Source organism: Vibrio sp. R10-SG3-ISO10, assembly GCF_059834185.1.
In genome coordinates this window covers 550,096-566,649 of sequence record NZ_JCBDHG010000022.1, presented here as the reverse complement: position 1 = coordinate 566,649, position 16,554 = coordinate 550,096, and the positions used below count along the sequence as shown (strand labels likewise).

Sequence of the window (16,554 nt, the reverse complement as noted above, 5' to 3'; positions counted from 1 at the left end):
GGTTCAATGACGATTAGTGCCCTGTTAATTGAAGACGATAAAGATCTCGCCGAAGCAATCAGCGATTACATGGAGCTAGATGGAGTCGAATTTGACTTTGCCTACAACGGATTATCAGGGCTTAACCTAGCGTTAAGTAACAGCTACGATATTATTCTTACCGACCTAAACATGCCTAAGATGGATGGCATTGATGTCTGCCAATCTCTGCGAGAGAAAGGGGTCAGTAAGCCAATCTTGATGCTCACCGCCCGAGATACCTTGGACGATAAGTTGACTGGCTTTGCCGCAGGTTCTGATGATTATCTGGTCAAGCCATTTGCCATGGAAGAACTCAAGGTTCGCGTACTCGCACTGGTACGCAGAGCTAAAGGGGCAGTGACCTCACTTTCAGTTGGCGATCTCAAGGTCGACCTCGATCAGCACCAAGTGAGTCGTGCAGGTCAAGCGATTAAGCTTCCTCCCGTGTGCTGGAAGATGTTGGTATGTCTAATTCAAAATAGCCCCAACGTTGTCAGTAAATCCAAGCTAGAAGAAGAAGTATGGGGCGATGAGCTACCCAATGCTGACAGTTTGAAAGTGCATTTGTTTAAGCTAAGACAAGCGATTGATGCGCCGTTCGAAAACAAGCTGATTCACACCCTCCACGGCGTAGGCATTGCGATCAGAAAGGAAGAGTAAGTGAAGCGCGTTAGTATTAAGCGAGATATCTACCTTTACTTGTTTGGCTTGGTGATCAGTTTAACCGCTATCTATGGATTGATGATCAGCCAAAGTTACCAGATTGGTCTTAATGAATCGGCCAAATATGGTTTCCTGTACGAGCTGAAGCTCGCTGAAACTGAATTTCTCGCTACTGGAAAAATCCCTCAATCTCAAAGTAGTACCCTGCAGGTTTACTCAGACTTCAATCAAATCCCAGCAAAGTTTCTGCAACAGTTCGATTGGGAGACGTTTGAAAACGATGTGATTTACGAAGACTATATCGCCAATGCCAGTGGCGGTTATGGTGAGTATCTTTACGCTGCTCTTCACTATGTCGAAGCGAAAAACAGCTATTTGTACGTCGTCTCCCAATATGACGAGGCTGTCTATACTGAGCTACTTAGCCAGAGTCCACCGGAATCCGTCTGCAAATTTAACTCCGCTTTCTTGATCGTCGGCGCTTTGCTGCTGTTCGTTTTTCTTCTGATTCGTTTACTGATTCATAGGCTCACCAAGCCGATCATTACCTTGTCTCAATGGTCACAGACTCTCAATTTACAAGAGACCAACAAGCTAGAGACGTTTCGCTATACCGAGGTCGATCTTTTGGCAAAGCAGCTTATCGAGAGCGTTAAACAACAGCGAGAGGCAATTGAAAGGGAGGAGTTCTTTCTCCGCGCCGCTAGCCACGAGTTAAGAACCCCCGTATCCATTATTTCCGCCAGTGGTGAGATGTTAACCCGCCTTTCAGATTCGATGACCAAAGGCGGCCAACGTGCGGTCGCTAGGATCAATCGCTCCGTGGTAACGATGCAAAACCTTATTACCACCCTACTTTGGATGAGCAGAAACCAACTTGATGATCTCGAAATTAAAGAGGTCGATTTAGAGCAATTGGTACAGACTATCTTAGCCACCCATCAATACCTGCAAGATGGAAAACAGGTGGCAATCAAAGTGAATGCAAGCCCGCAAAATTCGCCCGTAAAACTGCCAAGTATCTTGGTTGAAATTGTCCTGACGAATCTTATCCGCAACGCTTTACAGCATACCAAGCAAGGGGCAATAAATATCGAACTCTCGGGCTCTGATGTTCAAGTCACTAATTCATTGGAAGACTCGGAATCAAGCAGCTCTGAAGTTTCATTTGGTATCGGCCTCATTCTAATCGAGCGATTATGTCGTCACCAAGAATGGAAGTTTGAATATCATCAAGAGAAAGAGTTTATCGCCAGTGTAAGTTTTCAATCCCATCGCTCGCAATCAGAGTGATAACCAAATCTTAACCCTCGTTCACCTAAACTTACTCGTATAGTGAATTTTAGGAGTCTATTAATGGGTACTTGGATTTTAGAAACTCTACTCTGGGCAATTGTCACCGTTGCTGTCTGTGTAGCAATTTGGGGCTTCAACCTATCCAATATTCTCATCGCATTGGGTATTTCCGTCGGGGTTTCTCTACTGTTGGGAAATAGCTGGCGAAGCTAAGTAAACTTCGCCTACCTATCGAGCAATTTTTCATTCACGTTTCTCTCCTTTTTGAATAGCACACTTACAACACATTTACGCTACAAGCCATTTACAAATCTCTTGTAAATGGCTCTTTTTTACCTTTAAATCAAAGCTATGACTTTAACGGCGACGCTAAGACCACTCACCCTACTTTTTATCAGCTCGTTTTTGCTGATGAGCAGTCATGGCTTAAGTGGCATCCTCCTTCCTGTGAAACTAGCCGATGAGCAAGTCGGAGTGCAATCAATTGGTTTTGTACTTTCGATGTACTCTGTCGGTTTTCTGCTTGGTGCTATAATTGGTAAGCGAGTACTGCGTCAAATTGGCTTAGTCAGAACTTTTGCCATGTGTGGTAGCTTAGGTGCTAGCGCCATCTTAATCATGGGGCTTAGCTCAGAGATTTGGCTTTGGGCTATTATGCGTGCTGTGATGGGGTTTTGTATCGCTTGTGCTACCGCAACACTAGATACATGGTTCAACAGCGTGTCGACCGAGTCTAATCGTGGCAAGATCTTAGCCGTCAACCAGGTGGTGATCTTGAGTGCGATAACCTTGGGTCAATTTGGCTTAGCCCTAGCGCCGCCCAGTGAAACCACACTGTTTATTCTATGTGGGGTGCTTTTTAGTATTTCGGTCTCACCTGTTGTGTTCGTTTCTCACTTTGAGCCTCAAATAGAGCAGACCGAATCGATTCCGCTCAGAGAAATCTATACTTTGTCACCACTGGGTTTTATGACCTGTTTTGTGTGTGGCATTCTCTATTCAACCATCGCGAACATGCTACCTGTCTATGCTGATGGTCAAGGTATTACTGGCTTCCAGTTGTCTGTTTTTATGGGTGCAGCGACAGCGGGCGGTATCCTTCTCCAGCTGCCAATGGGCTATTTATCCGATAAGTTTGAACGGCGTAAAGTTATCTTATCTGGGTGCTTTGTTCTTGCTATCGTCAGTTTCGCGTTACCCGTTTCAATGCAGTATCAATGGCAAGTAGCACCGCTCATCTTGGTTGCACTGACTATGGGATTAATCGCCTGTTTATATCCACTCAGTATTTCAGAGACCTTTGATAGAGCGCTCAAAGCTCAGTTAGTTCCCGTCTTATCAGGCCTACTATGTATCTATGCGATCGGCTCAGTCATTGGCCCTTATACAGCGGCACTTATCATGGAGCGCTTTAATGGTAGTGCTCTATTTGGCTTTTTAATATTTGTCGATCTTGGCTTGATTGTCTTTACCATCTACCGAATGTCGGTCAGACAAGCACTTCCTGTGGAAGAGCAAGAAAGCTTCGTCATGCATACTCCAGCGTCAATCCATGAAGAGCTTGATCCACGTACTGAGTACCAAGACTATTCACTCTATGTTGATGAAGCTTGGGAACAGGTAGAGTCGTTAGCCAAGGACCACCCAAGCAAGGCAATTGCATTGATACGTGGACTATCAAACAAAAACCCAGAGTGGGCCGCTTCTTTAGCAGAGAAAGCCGCCCAACTAGATAACATAGATACAGTGGTGCTGTTTCGCTCTCTTACCCTGACCAACCCAGACTTGTCGATTGAGATCGCGAAAAAGCTCGCAGAGTCAGAGCATGAACAGGTCGATGAGATTGTTGAATGGCTGATTGAAAAAGAACCTGAGAATACCATGCAGATCTTGGTAGCCATCAGTGATGCCATGGAAGAACAACCAAACAACTTGGTTGAAACACTCGCAGAACAATCTCCAGAGAAGTTGGCCGAATTCAGTCAGGAATTGGTCGCCAATATGGTTGAAACCAACCAAAACCTAAGGCTTGCGGACCGAGAGGAAAGTGATATTAATGAATCGGTCGAAGAGTTTATTAGTACGATTGCGGAATCTGCTCCCGAGCAAGTAGAAGAGATTACTCAGCTAGTTGAGCAATCTATTCAAGAACACGAAGAGCAGATTAACCCCGAAACACCATAGTTGTCGCGGTTACTTTATCAATCGAACCACTAGCGAACCCGGTGCACGAACCGATTCCACGTTATGGCTGATCACGGTTCCGCTTGTAGGTGAGTAGTAGGTTTGGATCTCATCACCAAAGCTATTGTATTGCGTAGCAAGTTTTTGCCCCTGTTCGACATTTTCCAACAACTCAACATGACAAATCACAAAGCCACCTTGCTCTGCCCTCACACTGGTGATGGTATTTCCCTCAACGCATTGCTCTTGTGTCGTCTGTACCTCTCCAGCAAGCATCTCGTAAGAGCGCAGTACATTCAAAACACCCAGCGTTGCTCTATCAACCATCTCTAAATCGGTATAACGGCCCACACCGACTTCAATAGTAATGGAAGGAATATCGGCGCGATTGTAAACCGTTTCAAGAATTCCAGGGTCACCGGGGTCATTGAGAATCACATCAGGGTTGATCAGCCTCGCCATCCGAATCGCATCGTCAATTCGGTAATCGGCAAACGCATAAAGTGGATACGCACTACCGCTGGTTTGAGAGTGGAGATCAATCGCAAGATCAGCATTGGGCTTGAGCAGATTCTCCCATAAGCTATAGGCATAGCGACTGGCATCATCGCCATTTGGGTTACCTGGGAATATACGATTAAGGTTCGCAGAAGAACTGTCTGGCGCAGCAGAGTGAAAATCACGACTGTGGCGGGCAATGCCCGATAAGTTAACCGCCGGAACGATAGTAACGCAGCCGGAAATCGCTTTGCCCTCTAGCTCTCGGGCAAGCTTTTGCGCGGTTAAAATACCATTTTGCTCATCGCCATGTACACCCGCCGTAATCACAATGCGTTTTCCGGGCTTAGCCCCTTTAAACACTCTAACAGGCAATGTTTGCGGATGACCAATCGCGTCCGTTGCCACCGCAAACCAGAATTTATGCTCTCCCGCCTCAAGCGCGTTGACGTCTAGCGCTTGAATAGTTGGGTACATAGGCACAATACATTCATTGAGTGGCTTGGTCATTCTATTCTCCATCTGCATAAAACCTCTAGCAAGTTACACTTGGGCAACCAATTTTTGCAATAAACGAATCAGCTCATCACGCTCTTTTGGATCAAGTGCACTGAGGATTTTTTGATTAATCCCTAAAGGAATGGGGATGAGTTGCTCTCTAAGCGCACGCCCTTCATCCGTCAGGTAAATTCGAAAAGAACGGCGGCTGTTGGGATCCGCTTGTCTTTCAACCAGCCCGAGATTTTCAAGTTTATCGAGTGTTCTTGTTGTGGTTGAGTTTTCCACCTTAGATTTCTGCGCAATCTCGCGTTGGGTCACGCCCTCTTCTTCCCATAAACACATCAACGTTGGCCACAGAGCAATCGTCAGGCCATGTTTTTTTAGTTCCGTATCGAATGTTTTTGCGGCGTCATTAGCCACAACATTAATCAGCCAACCAAAACTACGTTGTCTATCGAATTCTTCACTCATTTACAACTTACTCACTATGAGAATGCAACTATTGCCATGGTAACTGATGTTGCTACAACTAGCACTAATAATGCGCGCCATTGAGAGACTAGCAATACACTCCCTGATTGATTTAGAAAGGTTTGCTTACCGGTGACCATCGCCCAAGTCAATGGTTTGGAGCGCAACTTGTAAAACACAATTGCACCAACATGCAAAGCCACTAATGCAGGTAGGAGGTTTGCCAACAGTAAGTGCGCAGTTTCAAGCAAAGAGAATACTGAATCCTTTAGCCAAACTTCAGCATACGGCAAATTATCAAGCAATCCCGCCAAGGCCATTCCTGAAATACATTGAACAAGTAAAGCGCAAAGCAAGGTTAGCACCATCCATCCTCCCGCTGGGTTATGACCTGGTTGCGATGACTCCCTCCCCAATAGGTAGTTGAATACACTCTTTGGTGAACGCAGAAACTGCCTAAAACGACTCGTTTCACTGCCAACAAATCCCCAAACTATTCGCCATATGATCAAGGTCGTAATAGCTAAACCCAGCTGGACGTGCGGACCATTACCGGAAAAACCACTCGCCAATAGCGCCATAAAAAGTCCTGCTTGAGCCCAATGATATAGGCGTGTAGATAGATCCCATACTTTCATTTGATACCTCTTCAATTGTTTGGCTGTTCATTTCATTTGCATTAATTTACACAGCAATAGTTGCAATTGCAACTATTGCTGTGTAAATTAATGCAAACAACACGCAATGATCGAAAATGATCAAACGATAAGAAGAGACGACCAATATGAACAAAGTCATGATCAGCCTATTGTGCTCAACCCCATTACTGGTGAACGCGCAAGACTACTCGCAACAAATTGAACAAAGGCAACACGCTTTTGAACAAGTAGAAACATTAGTTAAGAGTGCGAATCGCACCTTAGATGGGTCACAAACCGATTGGGATAAGCTTCAAGCCACAAGCTTAGAGTTAAACAATCACAGCCAAGCCCTGTTAACCCTTTTTCCTGCTGGCAGCCAACAAGGCAGTAAGGCTAAAGACAGCGTGTGGAGCAAACCCGAGAAATTTAATCAACTGTTGCTGCAAATGGATCAAGGTTTTGCAGAGCTTTATCAGGCTAGTCAGCAGCAAAGTCCTTCCCTCGCAGAGTCTGGCTTAGACGCCGCGCAAAAAACCTGTAAAAGCTGCCACCGAAGCTACCGCTCGCGCTGGTAATCACCCACACACGATAACTTATCCAAATTACATAGAGGAACATGACATGAAAGCACTAACTACCGTAGCACTCATCACATCACTTTTCGCTTCAACTTTTACAATCGCGGCAGACTTCGGTGTCTCACTCGAATGGAACACTGACAATGCGGAAGAAGTCCTTAACACCATGCCAGAGCAAAAAGCCGCCTTTGGCAAACTCGTGGAACAAGGTGAAATTAAAGATATGTTCGTGTCTCGTAGCCAGATTGATGACCGCTCAGTACAGATGCTGCGCTTTGTTATTGAAGCCGACAGTCCTGAGCAAGTAGAACAAAAACTGAAGGATTTACCGCTGTATAAAAAAGAGTTGGTCAAAATAGCAAATATTCAGCCAATGGGCTCAAAATGGTTAGATAACACACCGGTTTACAACAACTATGGAGTAACAATTACATGGAAAAAAGGGATAGAAGCACTAGAGATGGATCGTGTACTAGGCATCGACTTGCAACGTGTCATCAGTCTAAATCAGGCGGGGCTCGTCACGTCATCTTACCTAGATACACAAGAACTTAACGACGGAATTGTACGTCCAATTTACTCAGTTGCCTTTCTTGCTAAAGACGCACAACATGCTCAAGAGTTGAGTAAACAGTTTGAAGCCGTGATGCTTGGCTACGCGACGATTCAGGTTCAGCACCTAGGTCACAAAATAAAGATTCAATAAAACCAAAATGGGTCACATTGCTGTGACCCATTTTTCTTTAACTTTCTTTCGTTGAGGTAACAATAACACTAAACAGAATCAGTGCCCCACCAACCACCTGTAACAGGCTCAATGACTCCTGCAACCACACCATAGCGAATATCGCACCAAACAAAGGCTCACTACCCATCAGCAAAGAAACCCGTGTCGGTGACGTTCTGCGCACCGCATAGTTTTGAACATAGAAGGCAAACAAAGTACAAAACAACACAAGGTAAGCCACGGTTATCCAAAACTCGGTACTGGTTGGGATAACAAGTTCAGATGCAGGTAGGTACGCCATAGCAGCGAATATCGCGACACCAGCAACCACCAACGATTGAAGAGAGGTTAGCGTGCTTGTGGTAATTTCTTTTCCTTCGGTAAAACGCTTGGTTAGCGTCACCATTAAGGCTCTGAGCAATGCCGCCCCTAGGATAAAATAGTCACCTGTATTGAGTGACAATTCAATACCTTGATTACTGGTTAGCAACAAAACTCCAACGACACTACACAAGGTTAATCCCCATAAAGTGTTACTGACTCGTTTCTTATTGATTATCAGCTCGGCGAAGGCCGTCAGTATCACTGATAAGCTAATCAAGAACGCCGCATTTGATGCTGAGGTTTGAGAAACCCCGAACACTTCGCAGAAAAAAATCGCCGATAGGATAAAACCGGTCGGTATGGCAATCTTCCAGTCTTTATTGAGCCCGCGGCGAAAGTCTCGAATCACTACAGGTAGCATACATAGAAAAGTGATCGAGAAACGAATCGAAATGAAAACTAAAACGCTAGTGTAAACAAGAGCACTCTTGGTCAGTCCATAACTTGTGCCCCAAAAAACTGCGACGAGTAGCAACAATGATTCGGTTAACGGAAACTTAAAACTTCCTTTTTTTAATTGACCCGTAGCCGTTGTCATCTTATTCCTCCATTTTTGTAAAAGCGATAACGAGTACATCCCTGTACGCACATTTATCTATACTGTTTGGTGTGATGGCGGTCACCTCATGCATGGTTTTTTCATCATTGGCTAACACCACATCAAATGTTTTATCCAGCGTCAGGGATTCCAAAGTATTGCCCTTGTCGTCTGTGATCGTAGTTTCACCGCCAGACACATTGATCTTATTGATCATCAGCGACGCAATATAGGTCACGCCGTCACGATGCAAACCCTCTGGAGTTGGCTCACCTTGTTCAGCTTCATCAGCGATGATTCGATAGGGGTGTAAGCGAATGTTCCAATCCGTTGCCTGTTCTTCTGCCAAGTCATACACATCGCTCAGCAACAGCAAAAGTCTCTCTAGAATTGGGGATGTGACAAAACGATCCGTTAAAGGCTCAAAATGACGCTCAATGTCTCCATTCAATGAATTGATATAAGAAGGCTGAACATAAGGCTCATGGGGCAACATTGAAATCTGCTTACCACCTTTTGCTTTTAAGAACTGACCATAACGTCGATAACGATACGCCCCACCATCTGCCATATAGCGATCACGCTCTAGGTGGTTCCAGCAGTTTTTAAATCGAATCACCTCATCTACATTGGTTGTCAACAGATTGGTCATCTGCTTACCACTGACAAAAACATAATTATTTTGACTGAGTATCTGAGCGATAACCGATGCATGACGTTCGATAGGCTTTTTCACCGTTTCCATATAGGTCACCTCGCACTACGCCGTTTGTTGTTGTTTTTTTAATGATGAGGGAGAGAGTGTGCGCAAACTTCTTTTATGAGCGGTTTGCACCTCCCATGCATCTCTATCACGAAGATACTTAGGCTCATCTGCAACTATGCTAGTTGCGAGAACATGTCCACGTGATAGTGAGAATAAAACACTGCCAGAGACATGCTCGGCAGTGTGAGCGATGAACGCATAACTTGAGCTCTGCAACATGCTTCCCCAGCGGCCTTCAACCGCTTCTTGGGTCCACATTTCATTGTGCATCGCTTTTGCTTTGAGAACATCGGTAGGTAAAGTTGCTGTTTCCAACAACTTATATGCTTTCATAAGGATGTGAGCAGCGGGTGCTTCGCGCACCTCTAAGACTTTCTCATCCTCATCTAGGTGGTCGAAACCTACATATCGACCGATTTCATACGCGCCAACGTGGTTGTTAATGAAAGCAATTAACTCTTTAAGATTCATCGGTAAATCGTTGATTGTTACCGGATATCCCTTACGAAATCCTATTCTTACTTGATGGTTGTCAAGCTGCTTCGCTGGATTCCATTTTGACCAGCTAAACAGAGATTCTGAGACAGTAAATGATTCTGGGTCATCCAAAACACCCGACTCAAATTCACGGCACCAAAGATTGGCATCACCGCTGACATTGCGAGATTTAAATCCAACTAAACCAGAATGAAATAGCGCTGCGGTTTTCTCTTCACGAGTCAGTGCGGAGTATTCATAGGGCGAGCCGTAATATCCCTGATAGCCACTCGCCTCAATTGCGCCATTTAGACGTCTGAGGCTATTTTGAGATTGATTAGCGGTGTGGATGATGGCCTGACAATTGAGCTTTTGTGCCACTTGCACTGCCTTTTTGACAATGATTGGACGTGATAATGAAGAACTGACAGGGTAGTCGCCAAGATAGAGGGCCTGTGCTTGTATTGCAGAAACCAAACTATGTTCAACGAATTCTTGTTTAGCATCGAGGATCATGAGTTCGACACCATAATGATCGGTAATCAGCTTTAAATTGGACTCATCAATGCCTTCTCCAAGATCAACCACTAATGCGGTCACCTTCACTTTTTGTTCTTTAAGTATCTCGAGGAGGTATGTGCTATCTAAGCCACCACTGAACAGAGTTAAAACATGCTTAACCGTACTAGAGATGGTACGAATGTCTTCAATACTTCTTAACTTCTTCACGATGTCCTTTCCGCTTTCCTTGCTGTCAATTGACTTAATTAGTATCCATAAGTAACTTTATCGAAACAATACTGCAAATATGCAAAGGATTTTTGCGCCATGGACACAAATAGGCTTATTCCACTGTTATCTGAGATGGCAATCTTCGTCAACGTCGTCGACTCTGGTAGTTTTTCAAACACGGCAAAAAAACTCGGGGTTTCACCCTCATCGGTCAGCCGCTCGATAACCCGCTTAGAAAATGCATTAGAGGAAAAGCTGCTTGAGAGAACCACGAGACAAATGCGCCTAAGCTCCACCGGTCAGGAAGTCTATAGTCTGTGCAGCGATATGATTAACTCAGCAAAAATGGCGGTCTCAGCGGCTCAGGCGGACAAAACCGAAGTTTCAGGTGTACTGCGTGTTGCGGCGCCTAAAGCTCTCTCTAGACAAGTGCTAATGCCGATGGTACTCGATTTTATTGATGCCTTCCCCAATGTGGCGCTACAGCTAAAAGTCGCGGATCACTATATCGATCCTATTGGGGATGAAGTTGATGTCATTATTCATATCACTGACAAACCTACGGAAGGATTGATCGCCAAAACGTTAACCCAGTGCCGCCTAGTCATGTGCGCCAGCCCTGCATATATCGAGCAACAAGGAATGCCAATCCACCCAGAAGATATTTCATCCCACAACTGCCTTTGTCTTGGCGAAAACCCTCGCGATCGGGTTTGGGACTTTACCAATAATCACAAGAAAGTATCGATTAACGTTAATGGCTCATTTGCCGTCAACCACAGTGAGATTCGTCGTGAGGCCGTGTTACGAGGAGTCGGAATTTCGGTATTTCCAGAGTTTGCTATTCAAGATTATGTGGAATCAGGAGAGGTGATTGAAATTCTGCGCGACTGGCATGTAGGCGGCAATTACCAAGGTAAGGTCATTGCTCAGTATGCTCAGTCAAAGTTCATCCCGGGGCAAATAAAAACCTTTGTCGACTACATTCAAGACAGGTTTAGTCAGTTATAAAAAAGCGGACGTTATCCTCCGCTGATTCTAATTAATATGTGTTTACTATTTCATCTGTGCTTCTAAGTGGCTAACCAAGTGTTCTGCGAGTTGATGGCTAGCGATATTTCGAGCTATCGTTTCAGTAGCGAGCTTGCCAACTTTGACTACATCAAGCCAATCTTGAATCATGCAATCAAACCCTTTGCTGGCAAGCATTGGAGTCCAATCTTTCAGCACGAGTTTTGATTCTCGATTTTGTTGCCAAACTCGCCCCTCAACAAAAGAGTCAAACTCTAACGCTTTATTTGCATAAGTCGCTGACACTCTTTCTTTGGTAACGCCAAATTGTCTATTCATCGACGCATGTAGCAACGTTGAATCCGATTGCCATTGAACATCGACCCGAGCAAGCTGACGCTGCTCAAACTGCGCTGTCACATAGACATCATCCAGTGTTGCTTGCCCGTTTAGGTTTACGCTATCTAGAGGATGGATGAAATCGTCAAACACAAAGGTACGAATATCACCCGGTTGATCGTATCTGTGTTTCTCCCACCTTAGGGAAGTGAGGTCGCCAACCACCCCTTGACCAAGTTCCTTGATATGCTGGTTATACAAAGGAATATGGCGGCGATTAAAACCGACATACAGTGGCTGGTTGTACTTTTCAGCCAGTTCATACAGAAACTCAACGTCTTGTGCACTATCAGCTAGCGGTTTATCGACAAAAGTGGGAATCCCTTGCTGGATAAAATAGGCGGCAATCTCACGATGAGCGGATGTAGCAGCATGAATCATCACCGCGTCAGGAGCAAAAGCTAAAAGCTGTTGATAGTCTTGGCACTGCTTTTCAACTCGATACTGTTGGCCGAGGCTAGCTAAGGTTTCAAGATTGCGCGTACAGAATATAGGCTCAACATCAGCGCGTTGACAAATCACTGGTAGGTACGCTTTTTGCGCTATATCACCCAATCCAATAATGGCTACTTTCATCTTTTACACTAGCTCCATTTTAAAATTCGAACTTCATTACCCTCTTCAGGTAATCTCGGGATATTGAGAGACAATAACAAAGAAACCAACGCCATTCCGGCACCAATGTAGAAGACCGCTGCTGGCGAGACCAACCAGATAAAGCCGAACGTCACTGGAATGAACACGGCGGCGATATGGTTAATGGTGAAAGAGACACCGGCGGTAGACGCCATATCAGCAGGATCAGCGATTTTTTGGAAATAGGTTTTGATTGCCAGCGCTAGAGCAAAGAACAGGTGGTCGATAACATAGAGTGCCGCTGCCCACTCTGCTGTCTCTACCAAAGCGTAACCGACAAAGACCCCAATCAAGCCTACGTATTCAAACATTAACGCTTTACGCTCACCGACTTGACCAATAAAGCGACCAATACGTTTGGCGAAAAGGAAGTTAAACACGTAGTTGATGATAAATAGTAGAGTGACATCTGCGGCAGAGTAACCAAAACGCTCCACCATTAAAAAGCCTGCAAACACAGTGAAAATCTGACGGCGTGCACCACTCATAAAGGTCAGCGCATAGTAGAGCCAATAGCGTTTTTTCAGAACCAATTTTTTATTTTGCTGCACCTTGGTTTCAAATTGAGGAAAAGCAAACGCCATCCACACCACGAGCAAGAACCCAACGCCGCCAAAGGTTAAGTAGACCCATTGGAAATCCATCTTGAAGACTTCTAGACAAATCCAAAGCGAGCCATAGGTCACCAATGAGGCCAATGCGCCAACAGAGATAAACTTACCAAGCATTTCTGGTGCTTCATCTTTAGAAAGCCACTGTAGTGATAAAGACTGTTTCAGCGTTTCGAAATAATGAAAGCCGGTAGACATGAGAAGAGTCGTAAACAGCAATCCAAAAAGTGAAGGAAAAAAGCCAGTGATTGCAGTACCTAGTGTCAAAGCAGCGAGGGAAAGTATCATAAAGCGCTGCTCTCGAATGAACAGCAACACAAACACTGCAGTAAAAGCGAGAAAGCCTGGTATTTCGCGCACACTTTGCAGCAAACCTATATCTGAACCATCAAAGTTTGCTCGCTCAATAACGAAGTTGTTAAGCAGCGCCATCCAACTTGAAAAAGCAATGGGGACGACGATTGAAATAAGCATGAGGAAGTTTTGCGGAGTTTTCCAACTCGCGGAATGATTCATGAGTGATTCCTTATGTGAACAAGCTGTTACATTAGATCGCCTTCGCTCCAGAAACAAACGAATTTACAATTTATACCATCGTAGCGCGCTTAGGCTTTGAAATGGTGTATCACCAACAATACTCAAGAAAAAATTTCTTTAAAACAATGCTTTAACATTCCTATTATTCTGGTTATGGTGAAGGAATGTTTAACCAGTCGAAAAGGCAAATAATATGGAAATAATAATACGTCCGACTCAAGTCAGCGATGCCGCTGCATTGTGTGAAATTTACTCACAACCTAAAGCGCAACGTGAGACACTCCAGCTCCCAAAACCTTCGTTGAGCATGTGGACGACCCGACTGGAAAACATGCCTGCTGGTGTCTATAGCTTTGTGGCAGAAGTTGACGGTAAAGTGGTTGGTAATATTGGCTTTGAGCACTCTCAACGGCCCCGCACGGCTCACTGTGCAAGCTTTGGTATCGGCGTGCACGATGATTACCACGGGCTGGGTATAGGCAGCAAGTTAATAGAGACTGTGCTTGACTTAGCCGACAACTGGCTGCAAGTAAAAAGAGTACAAATCGAAGTCAATACCGACAATGACAAAGCCGTTGCTTGTTATAAGAAGTTTGGATTCGAGATAGAAGGTGAGTCCAAATTCGGATCTTACCGAGAAGGTGAATACATTAACACGTATTACATGGCGCGTATCAAAGTGTAACTTTTGCGAGGCTTACCTAAGGGTAAGCCTTTAACATCTCTAAAGCGCGTTCTTTCAAACCCTCTGTGTAGTCATTGATTTTCCAATGTTTTGGACTCCAACCTTTCACAAAACGCTGAAAGTCTGTCCATGCAATGGCAAACAAAGGACGCCAAGCCGCTTCAACCTCTTCGGCAGATAAATGAGGTTGATGTTTCTCCAGTGCCAACTGAAGAGCAGCGAAATACTCATCCAGAATCCAAGCTTCCATTTCAGCACATTGTTGCGGCTCCACCGCACTGCTCATAAACAGCGCGACATCTTTCATCGCACACCCTTTACCTATGTACTGAAAATCGACTGCAACTGCGTTTTTACCATCTGGAGAGAAGCAGAAGTTAGCTAGCTTCGCATCGCCATGCACGAGCGTTGTATAAGCGGCACTCTGGAGCACACTATCTATCTGCTTTGCTTTTGCCTTCAGCCCCTCATCACTCAATGCTTGTAACTCATCAGCTCGGGTAGCTAAATGCCAATAGGTGCCCACTTCCCACAGCCCCTCTCCTTGATGACCGATATGCTGGGCATGGAAATCGGCAAGCCAGCTTAGACAAGCACTTAAGTGATGTTGAGTTGGTGCTGTGACGACTTCGGTAAAACCCACTTGCTGAAGATCTTCCATCACCAATAACAGCTCTTGTTCATGCTGCTCAACCAGTATCGTTTGTGGAACTTTGGCATGGCATCGCTTCGCCGCAAATTGATACCAATTTAGTTCGACTTGATACGATCGAAGTTTACGTTGGTGCGAGACATCAGTATTCCAGCCTTTTGGGTGATGCTTAGGTTTCGGCAACAGAACATGTTTAACGATAATGCTGGTGCTATCGACATTGAGACGAACGAGCTCACCATAGCCACCCCATAAGGTTTGTAAAACATCTAACGAATGTAGTGTGGAGAAGCCAAGCTTTGAAAGAAGCGGTTGATAGTTGTACTTCATTGTTATTCTGCTTTGAGATGAGACCACTGAGCATTGCGATTCAAGTAATGCACAACATAGCTGCAAATCGGCTCAACCTTTACACCAAGTTGTTCCACTTCCGGTAAAACGGCTTCCATCATCACTTTCCCGTAACCTTTACCCTGAAGCTCCTCAGGTACCTTGGTCGAGGTGATAGCGTACACATTGCCTTTGTCTTCAAACTTCACGATTGCGTAGTGTTCTCCCTCAAGATGAACACGAAACTGTGAGTTTACTTCATCAAGAATTACCTTATGAGACATGTTGACTCCTAAAAATGATACTTAGCTCAACTTTATTGAGTGATTTGATGTTTGAACATACCGCCAAGCAAACATAGAATGGCATTGTCCGAAGTATATTTGTTTGTCATACGGACGTCACATATTCACCTACCTCAAAAACAATAACATGGTGGGAACAACGGAGGCTAGATGAATACCCAAGCAGCGGTAATTAAAGAGCAACCTGCTCGCTCTACAAACGACAGAAATGTTTCAACCTTAAATAGCACTGATGCGTTAGCCATGATTGAACATGGCGGTGAGTTGACGATTGGCATTACAACACCTGTAGGGACAACGTTTCGCTGTAAAACGTCTTTTATTGGTACTCACTCCGGCAATGTCATTTTAGCCGAGCTACCAAAGCTTTCAGAAGACGATTTAAACTTTTTCTTCCAAGAGGGTTTTTGGGCAACCATTCGAGCAATTTCGCCGAGAGGAGAAGGGGCTATTGTTCACTTTCGAGGGCAACTCCAACATGTCATGAAAGCCCCTGTTCCGATTTTTACCCTCTCTGTTCCTCAAACTATGCAGGTCACGCAACTGCGTAAAGAGCCGCGTTTCGAAGTAAATCTAGCAGCAAGAGTGATCGCTGAAACTCATAAACTCGATTGTGAAATTCGTGACCTCTCGAAAAGTGGTTGTCGCTTTATCACTGCCCCATTGAGCCGCCCTTTCCAAGTTGGCGATGAGATCGCTTTAAATGTTCAACTAAGCTCACTAAAAGGCGTAGAGTTCGCCCCTTTGTATGGAAAAGTGTGCAACTTACAGCGCTCGTTACATTATGCTCGCTATGGTGTTGCATTTACTGATGATGGAAAAGACAACGCCAAAGTATTACTCGGTCATTTAAAATTTGATGGCACCAAGCTTACGCTAAGATAACCAGACGAATACAAAAACGCCCTGCA

Annotated in this window: 19 protein-coding genes; 9 read left to right on the top strand and 10 right to left on the bottom strand. The window is 44.8% G+C overall.

Going from position 1 to position 16,554, the window contains the following annotated elements:
- Positions 1–6: 6 nt before the first annotated feature.
- The 4 genes from AC6R16_RS16095 to AC6R16_RS16080 all read left to right on the top strand — a co-directional run bounded on the left by AC6R16_RS16095 (position 7) and on the right by AC6R16_RS16080 (position 4,164).
- Positions 7–681: a response regulator transcription factor gene (locus tag AC6R16_RS16095; protein ID WP_500675029.1), complete on the top strand. Its 675-nt coding sequence runs from the start codon at positions 7–9 to the stop codon at positions 679–681.
- Complete coding sequence (locus AC6R16_RS16090; RefSeq protein ID WP_500675028.1) at positions 682–1,977, top strand: sensor histidine kinase; 1,296 nt, start codon at positions 682–684, stop codon at positions 1,975–1,977.
- 63 nt (positions 1,978–2,040) lie between these two features.
- A complete protein-coding gene (locus AC6R16_RS16085; RefSeq protein ID WP_500675027.1) occupies positions 2,041–2,193 on the top strand; it encodes a hypothetical protein in 153 nt (50 codons plus the stop codon).
- 138 nt (positions 2,194–2,331) lie between these two features.
- Positions 2,332–4,164 (top strand): MFS transporter, encoded by a 1,833-nt coding sequence (locus AC6R16_RS16080; protein ID WP_500675026.1) that lies wholly within the window; start codon positions 2,332–2,334, stop codon positions 4,162–4,164.
- A 9-nt stretch (positions 4,165–4,173) separates the two neighbouring features.
- Here AC6R16_RS16080 and AC6R16_RS16075 read toward each other — a convergent pair whose 3' ends face one another.
- The 3 genes from AC6R16_RS16075 to AC6R16_RS16065 are packed head-to-tail and all read right to left on the bottom strand — an operon-like array spanning position 4,174 to position 6,272.
- Positions 4,174–5,172 carry a succinylglutamate desuccinylase/aspartoacylase family protein gene (locus AC6R16_RS16075; protein ID WP_500675025.1) on the bottom strand — a complete coding sequence of 333 codons (999 nt, stop codon included), beginning with the start codon at positions 5,170–5,172 and terminating at the stop codon, positions 4,174–4,176.
- Between the two features lie 33 nt (positions 5,173–5,205).
- Complete coding sequence (locus AC6R16_RS16070) at positions 5,206–5,634, bottom strand: MarR family transcriptional regulator (protein ID WP_494504224.1); 429 nt, start codon at positions 5,632–5,634, stop codon at positions 5,206–5,208.
- A 14-nt stretch (positions 5,635–5,648) separates the two neighbouring features.
- Positions 5,649–6,272 carry a cytochrome b/b6 domain-containing protein gene (locus AC6R16_RS16065; RefSeq protein WP_500675024.1) on the bottom strand — a complete coding sequence of 208 codons (624 nt, stop codon included), beginning with the start codon at positions 6,270–6,272 and terminating at the stop codon, positions 5,649–5,651.
- 146 nt (positions 6,273–6,418) lie between these two features.
- Here AC6R16_RS16065 and AC6R16_RS16060 point away from each other — a divergent pair, with 146 nt between their 5' ends.
- Both AC6R16_RS16060 and AC6R16_RS16055 read left to right on the top strand, forming a co-directional pair.
- The gene (locus tag AC6R16_RS16060) at positions 6,419–6,850 is read left to right on the top strand and encodes a c-type cytochrome (protein ID WP_500675023.1); all 432 of its coding nucleotides are present in this window, start codon (positions 6,419–6,421) and stop codon (positions 6,848–6,850) included.
- A gap of 46 nt (positions 6,851–6,896) precedes the next feature.
- On the top strand, positions 6,897–7,559 hold the full coding sequence (locus AC6R16_RS16055; protein ID WP_171320211.1) for a PH domain-containing protein: 663 nt from the start codon (positions 6,897–6,899) through the stop codon (positions 7,557–7,559).
- A 37-nt stretch (positions 7,560–7,596) separates the two neighbouring features.
- Here the strand turns inward: AC6R16_RS16055 and AC6R16_RS16050 are convergent, their stop codons facing one another.
- Genes AC6R16_RS16050 through AC6R16_RS16040 form a run of 3 tightly spaced genes read right to left on the bottom strand, consistent with a single transcriptional unit; the run spans position 7,597 to position 10,474 of the window.
- Entirely contained in the window at positions 7,597–8,502 is a 906-nt protein-coding gene (locus AC6R16_RS16050; RefSeq protein ID WP_239824946.1) for a DMT family transporter, read from the bottom strand.
- Position 8,503: 1 nt separating this feature from the next.
- The gene (locus AC6R16_RS16045) at positions 8,504–9,247 is read right to left on the bottom strand and encodes a 2OG-Fe dioxygenase family protein (protein WP_500675022.1); all 744 of its coding nucleotides are present in this window, start codon (positions 9,245–9,247) and stop codon (positions 8,504–8,506) included.
- Between the two features lie 15 nt (positions 9,248–9,262).
- Positions 9,263–10,474, bottom strand: a complete 1,212-nt coding sequence (locus tag AC6R16_RS16040; RefSeq protein ID WP_500675021.1) for an argininosuccinate synthase-related protein — start codon at positions 10,472–10,474, stop codon at positions 9,263–9,265.
- Positions 10,475–10,573: 99 nt separating this feature from the next.
- Between AC6R16_RS16040 and AC6R16_RS16035 the strand changes: the two genes are divergently transcribed.
- Positions 10,574–11,488: a LysR substrate-binding domain-containing protein gene (locus AC6R16_RS16035; RefSeq protein WP_494504217.1), complete on the top strand. Its 915-nt coding sequence runs from the start codon at positions 10,574–10,576 to the stop codon at positions 11,486–11,488.
- A 45-nt stretch (positions 11,489–11,533) separates the two neighbouring features.
- Here the strand turns inward: AC6R16_RS16035 and AC6R16_RS16030 are convergent, their stop codons facing one another.
- Positions 11,534–12,463, bottom strand: a complete 930-nt coding sequence (locus AC6R16_RS16030) for a Gfo/Idh/MocA family protein (protein ID WP_500675020.1) — start codon at positions 12,461–12,463, stop codon at positions 11,534–11,536.
- A gap of 8 nt (positions 12,464–12,471) precedes the next feature.
- A complete protein-coding gene (locus AC6R16_RS16025) occupies positions 12,472–13,650 on the bottom strand; it encodes an MFS transporter (protein WP_494504215.1) in 1,179 nt (392 codons plus the stop codon).
- Positions 13,651–13,864: 214 nt separating this feature from the next.
- Here AC6R16_RS16025 and AC6R16_RS16020 point away from each other — a divergent pair, with 214 nt between their 5' ends.
- Entirely contained in the window at positions 13,865–14,356 is a 492-nt protein-coding gene (locus tag AC6R16_RS16020; RefSeq protein ID WP_500675019.1) for a GNAT family N-acetyltransferase, read from the top strand.
- 16 nt (positions 14,357–14,372) lie between these two features.
- On the opposite strand, the gene AC6R16_RS16015 is transcribed toward AC6R16_RS16020, so the two are convergent.
- Positions 14,373–15,338: an aminoglycoside phosphotransferase family protein gene (locus tag AC6R16_RS16015; protein WP_500675018.1), complete on the bottom strand. Its 966-nt coding sequence runs from the start codon at positions 15,336–15,338 to the stop codon at positions 14,373–14,375.
- A gap of 2 nt (positions 15,339–15,340) precedes the next feature.
- The gene (locus AC6R16_RS16010; protein ID WP_500675017.1) at positions 15,341–15,622 is read right to left on the bottom strand and encodes a GNAT family N-acetyltransferase; all 282 of its coding nucleotides are present in this window, start codon (positions 15,620–15,622) and stop codon (positions 15,341–15,343) included.
- Between the two features lie 171 nt (positions 15,623–15,793).
- Between AC6R16_RS16010 and AC6R16_RS16005 the strand changes: the two genes are divergently transcribed.
- Positions 15,794–16,528 carry a flagellar brake protein gene (locus AC6R16_RS16005; protein WP_500640023.1) on the top strand — a complete coding sequence of 245 codons (735 nt, stop codon included), beginning with the start codon at positions 15,794–15,796 and terminating at the stop codon, positions 16,526–16,528.
- Positions 16,529–16,554: the final 26 nt, after the last annotated feature.

What these genes read in the sequence shown, in the direction of transcription:
- AC6R16_RS16095 (WP_500675029.1), top strand. Translation starts at nt 7, where the DNA reads ATGACGATTAGTGCCCTGTTAATTGAAGACGATAAAGATCTCGCCGAA.
- AC6R16_RS16085 (WP_500675027.1), top strand. Translation starts at nt 2,041, where the DNA reads ATGGGTACTTGGATTTTAGAAACTCTACTCTGGGCAATTGTCACCGTT.
- AC6R16_RS16080 (WP_500675026.1), top strand. Translation starts at nt 2,332, where the DNA reads ATGACTTTAACGGCGACGCTAAGACCACTCACCCTACTTTTTATCAGC.
- AC6R16_RS16075 (WP_500675025.1), bottom strand. Translation starts at nt 5,172, where the DNA reads ATGACCAAGCCACTCAATGAATGTATTGTGCCTATGTACCCAACTATT.
- AC6R16_RS16070 (WP_494504224.1), bottom strand. Translation starts at nt 5,634, where the DNA reads ATGAGTGAAGAATTCGATAGACAACGTAGTTTTGGTTGGCTGATTAAT.
- AC6R16_RS16065 (WP_500675024.1), bottom strand. Translation starts at nt 6,272, where the DNA reads ATGAAAGTATGGGATCTATCTACACGCCTATATCATTGGGCTCAAGCA.
- AC6R16_RS16060 (WP_500675023.1), top strand. Translation starts at nt 6,419, where the DNA reads ATGAACAAAGTCATGATCAGCCTATTGTGCTCAACCCCATTACTGGTG.
- AC6R16_RS16055 (WP_171320211.1), top strand. Translation starts at nt 6,897, where the DNA reads ATGAAAGCACTAACTACCGTAGCACTCATCACATCACTTTTCGCTTCA.
- AC6R16_RS16050 (WP_239824946.1), bottom strand. Translation starts at nt 8,502, where the DNA reads ATGACAACGGCTACGGGTCAATTAAAAAAAGGAAGTTTTAAGTTTCCG.
- AC6R16_RS16045 (WP_500675022.1), bottom strand. Translation starts at nt 9,247, where the DNA reads ATGGAAACGGTGAAAAAGCCTATCGAACGTCATGCATCGGTTATCGCT.
- AC6R16_RS16035 (WP_494504217.1), top strand. Translation starts at nt 10,574, where the DNA reads ATGGACACAAATAGGCTTATTCCACTGTTATCTGAGATGGCAATCTTC.
- AC6R16_RS16030 (WP_500675020.1), bottom strand. Translation starts at nt 12,463, where the DNA reads ATGAAAGTAGCCATTATTGGATTGGGTGATATAGCGCAAAAAGCGTAC.
- AC6R16_RS16025 (WP_494504215.1), bottom strand. Translation starts at nt 13,650, where the DNA reads ATGAATCATTCCGCGAGTTGGAAAACTCCGCAAAACTTCCTCATGCTT.
- AC6R16_RS16020 (WP_500675019.1), top strand. Translation starts at nt 13,865, where the DNA reads ATGGAAATAATAATACGTCCGACTCAAGTCAGCGATGCCGCTGCATTG.
- AC6R16_RS16015 (WP_500675018.1), bottom strand. Translation starts at nt 15,338, where the DNA reads ATGAAGTACAACTATCAACCGCTTCTTTCAAAGCTTGGCTTCTCCACA.
- AC6R16_RS16010 (WP_500675017.1), bottom strand. Translation starts at nt 15,622, where the DNA reads ATGTCTCATAAGGTAATTCTTGATGAAGTAAACTCACAGTTTCGTGTT.
- AC6R16_RS16005 (WP_500640023.1), top strand. Translation starts at nt 15,794, where the DNA reads ATGAATACCCAAGCAGCGGTAATTAAAGAGCAACCTGCTCGCTCTACA.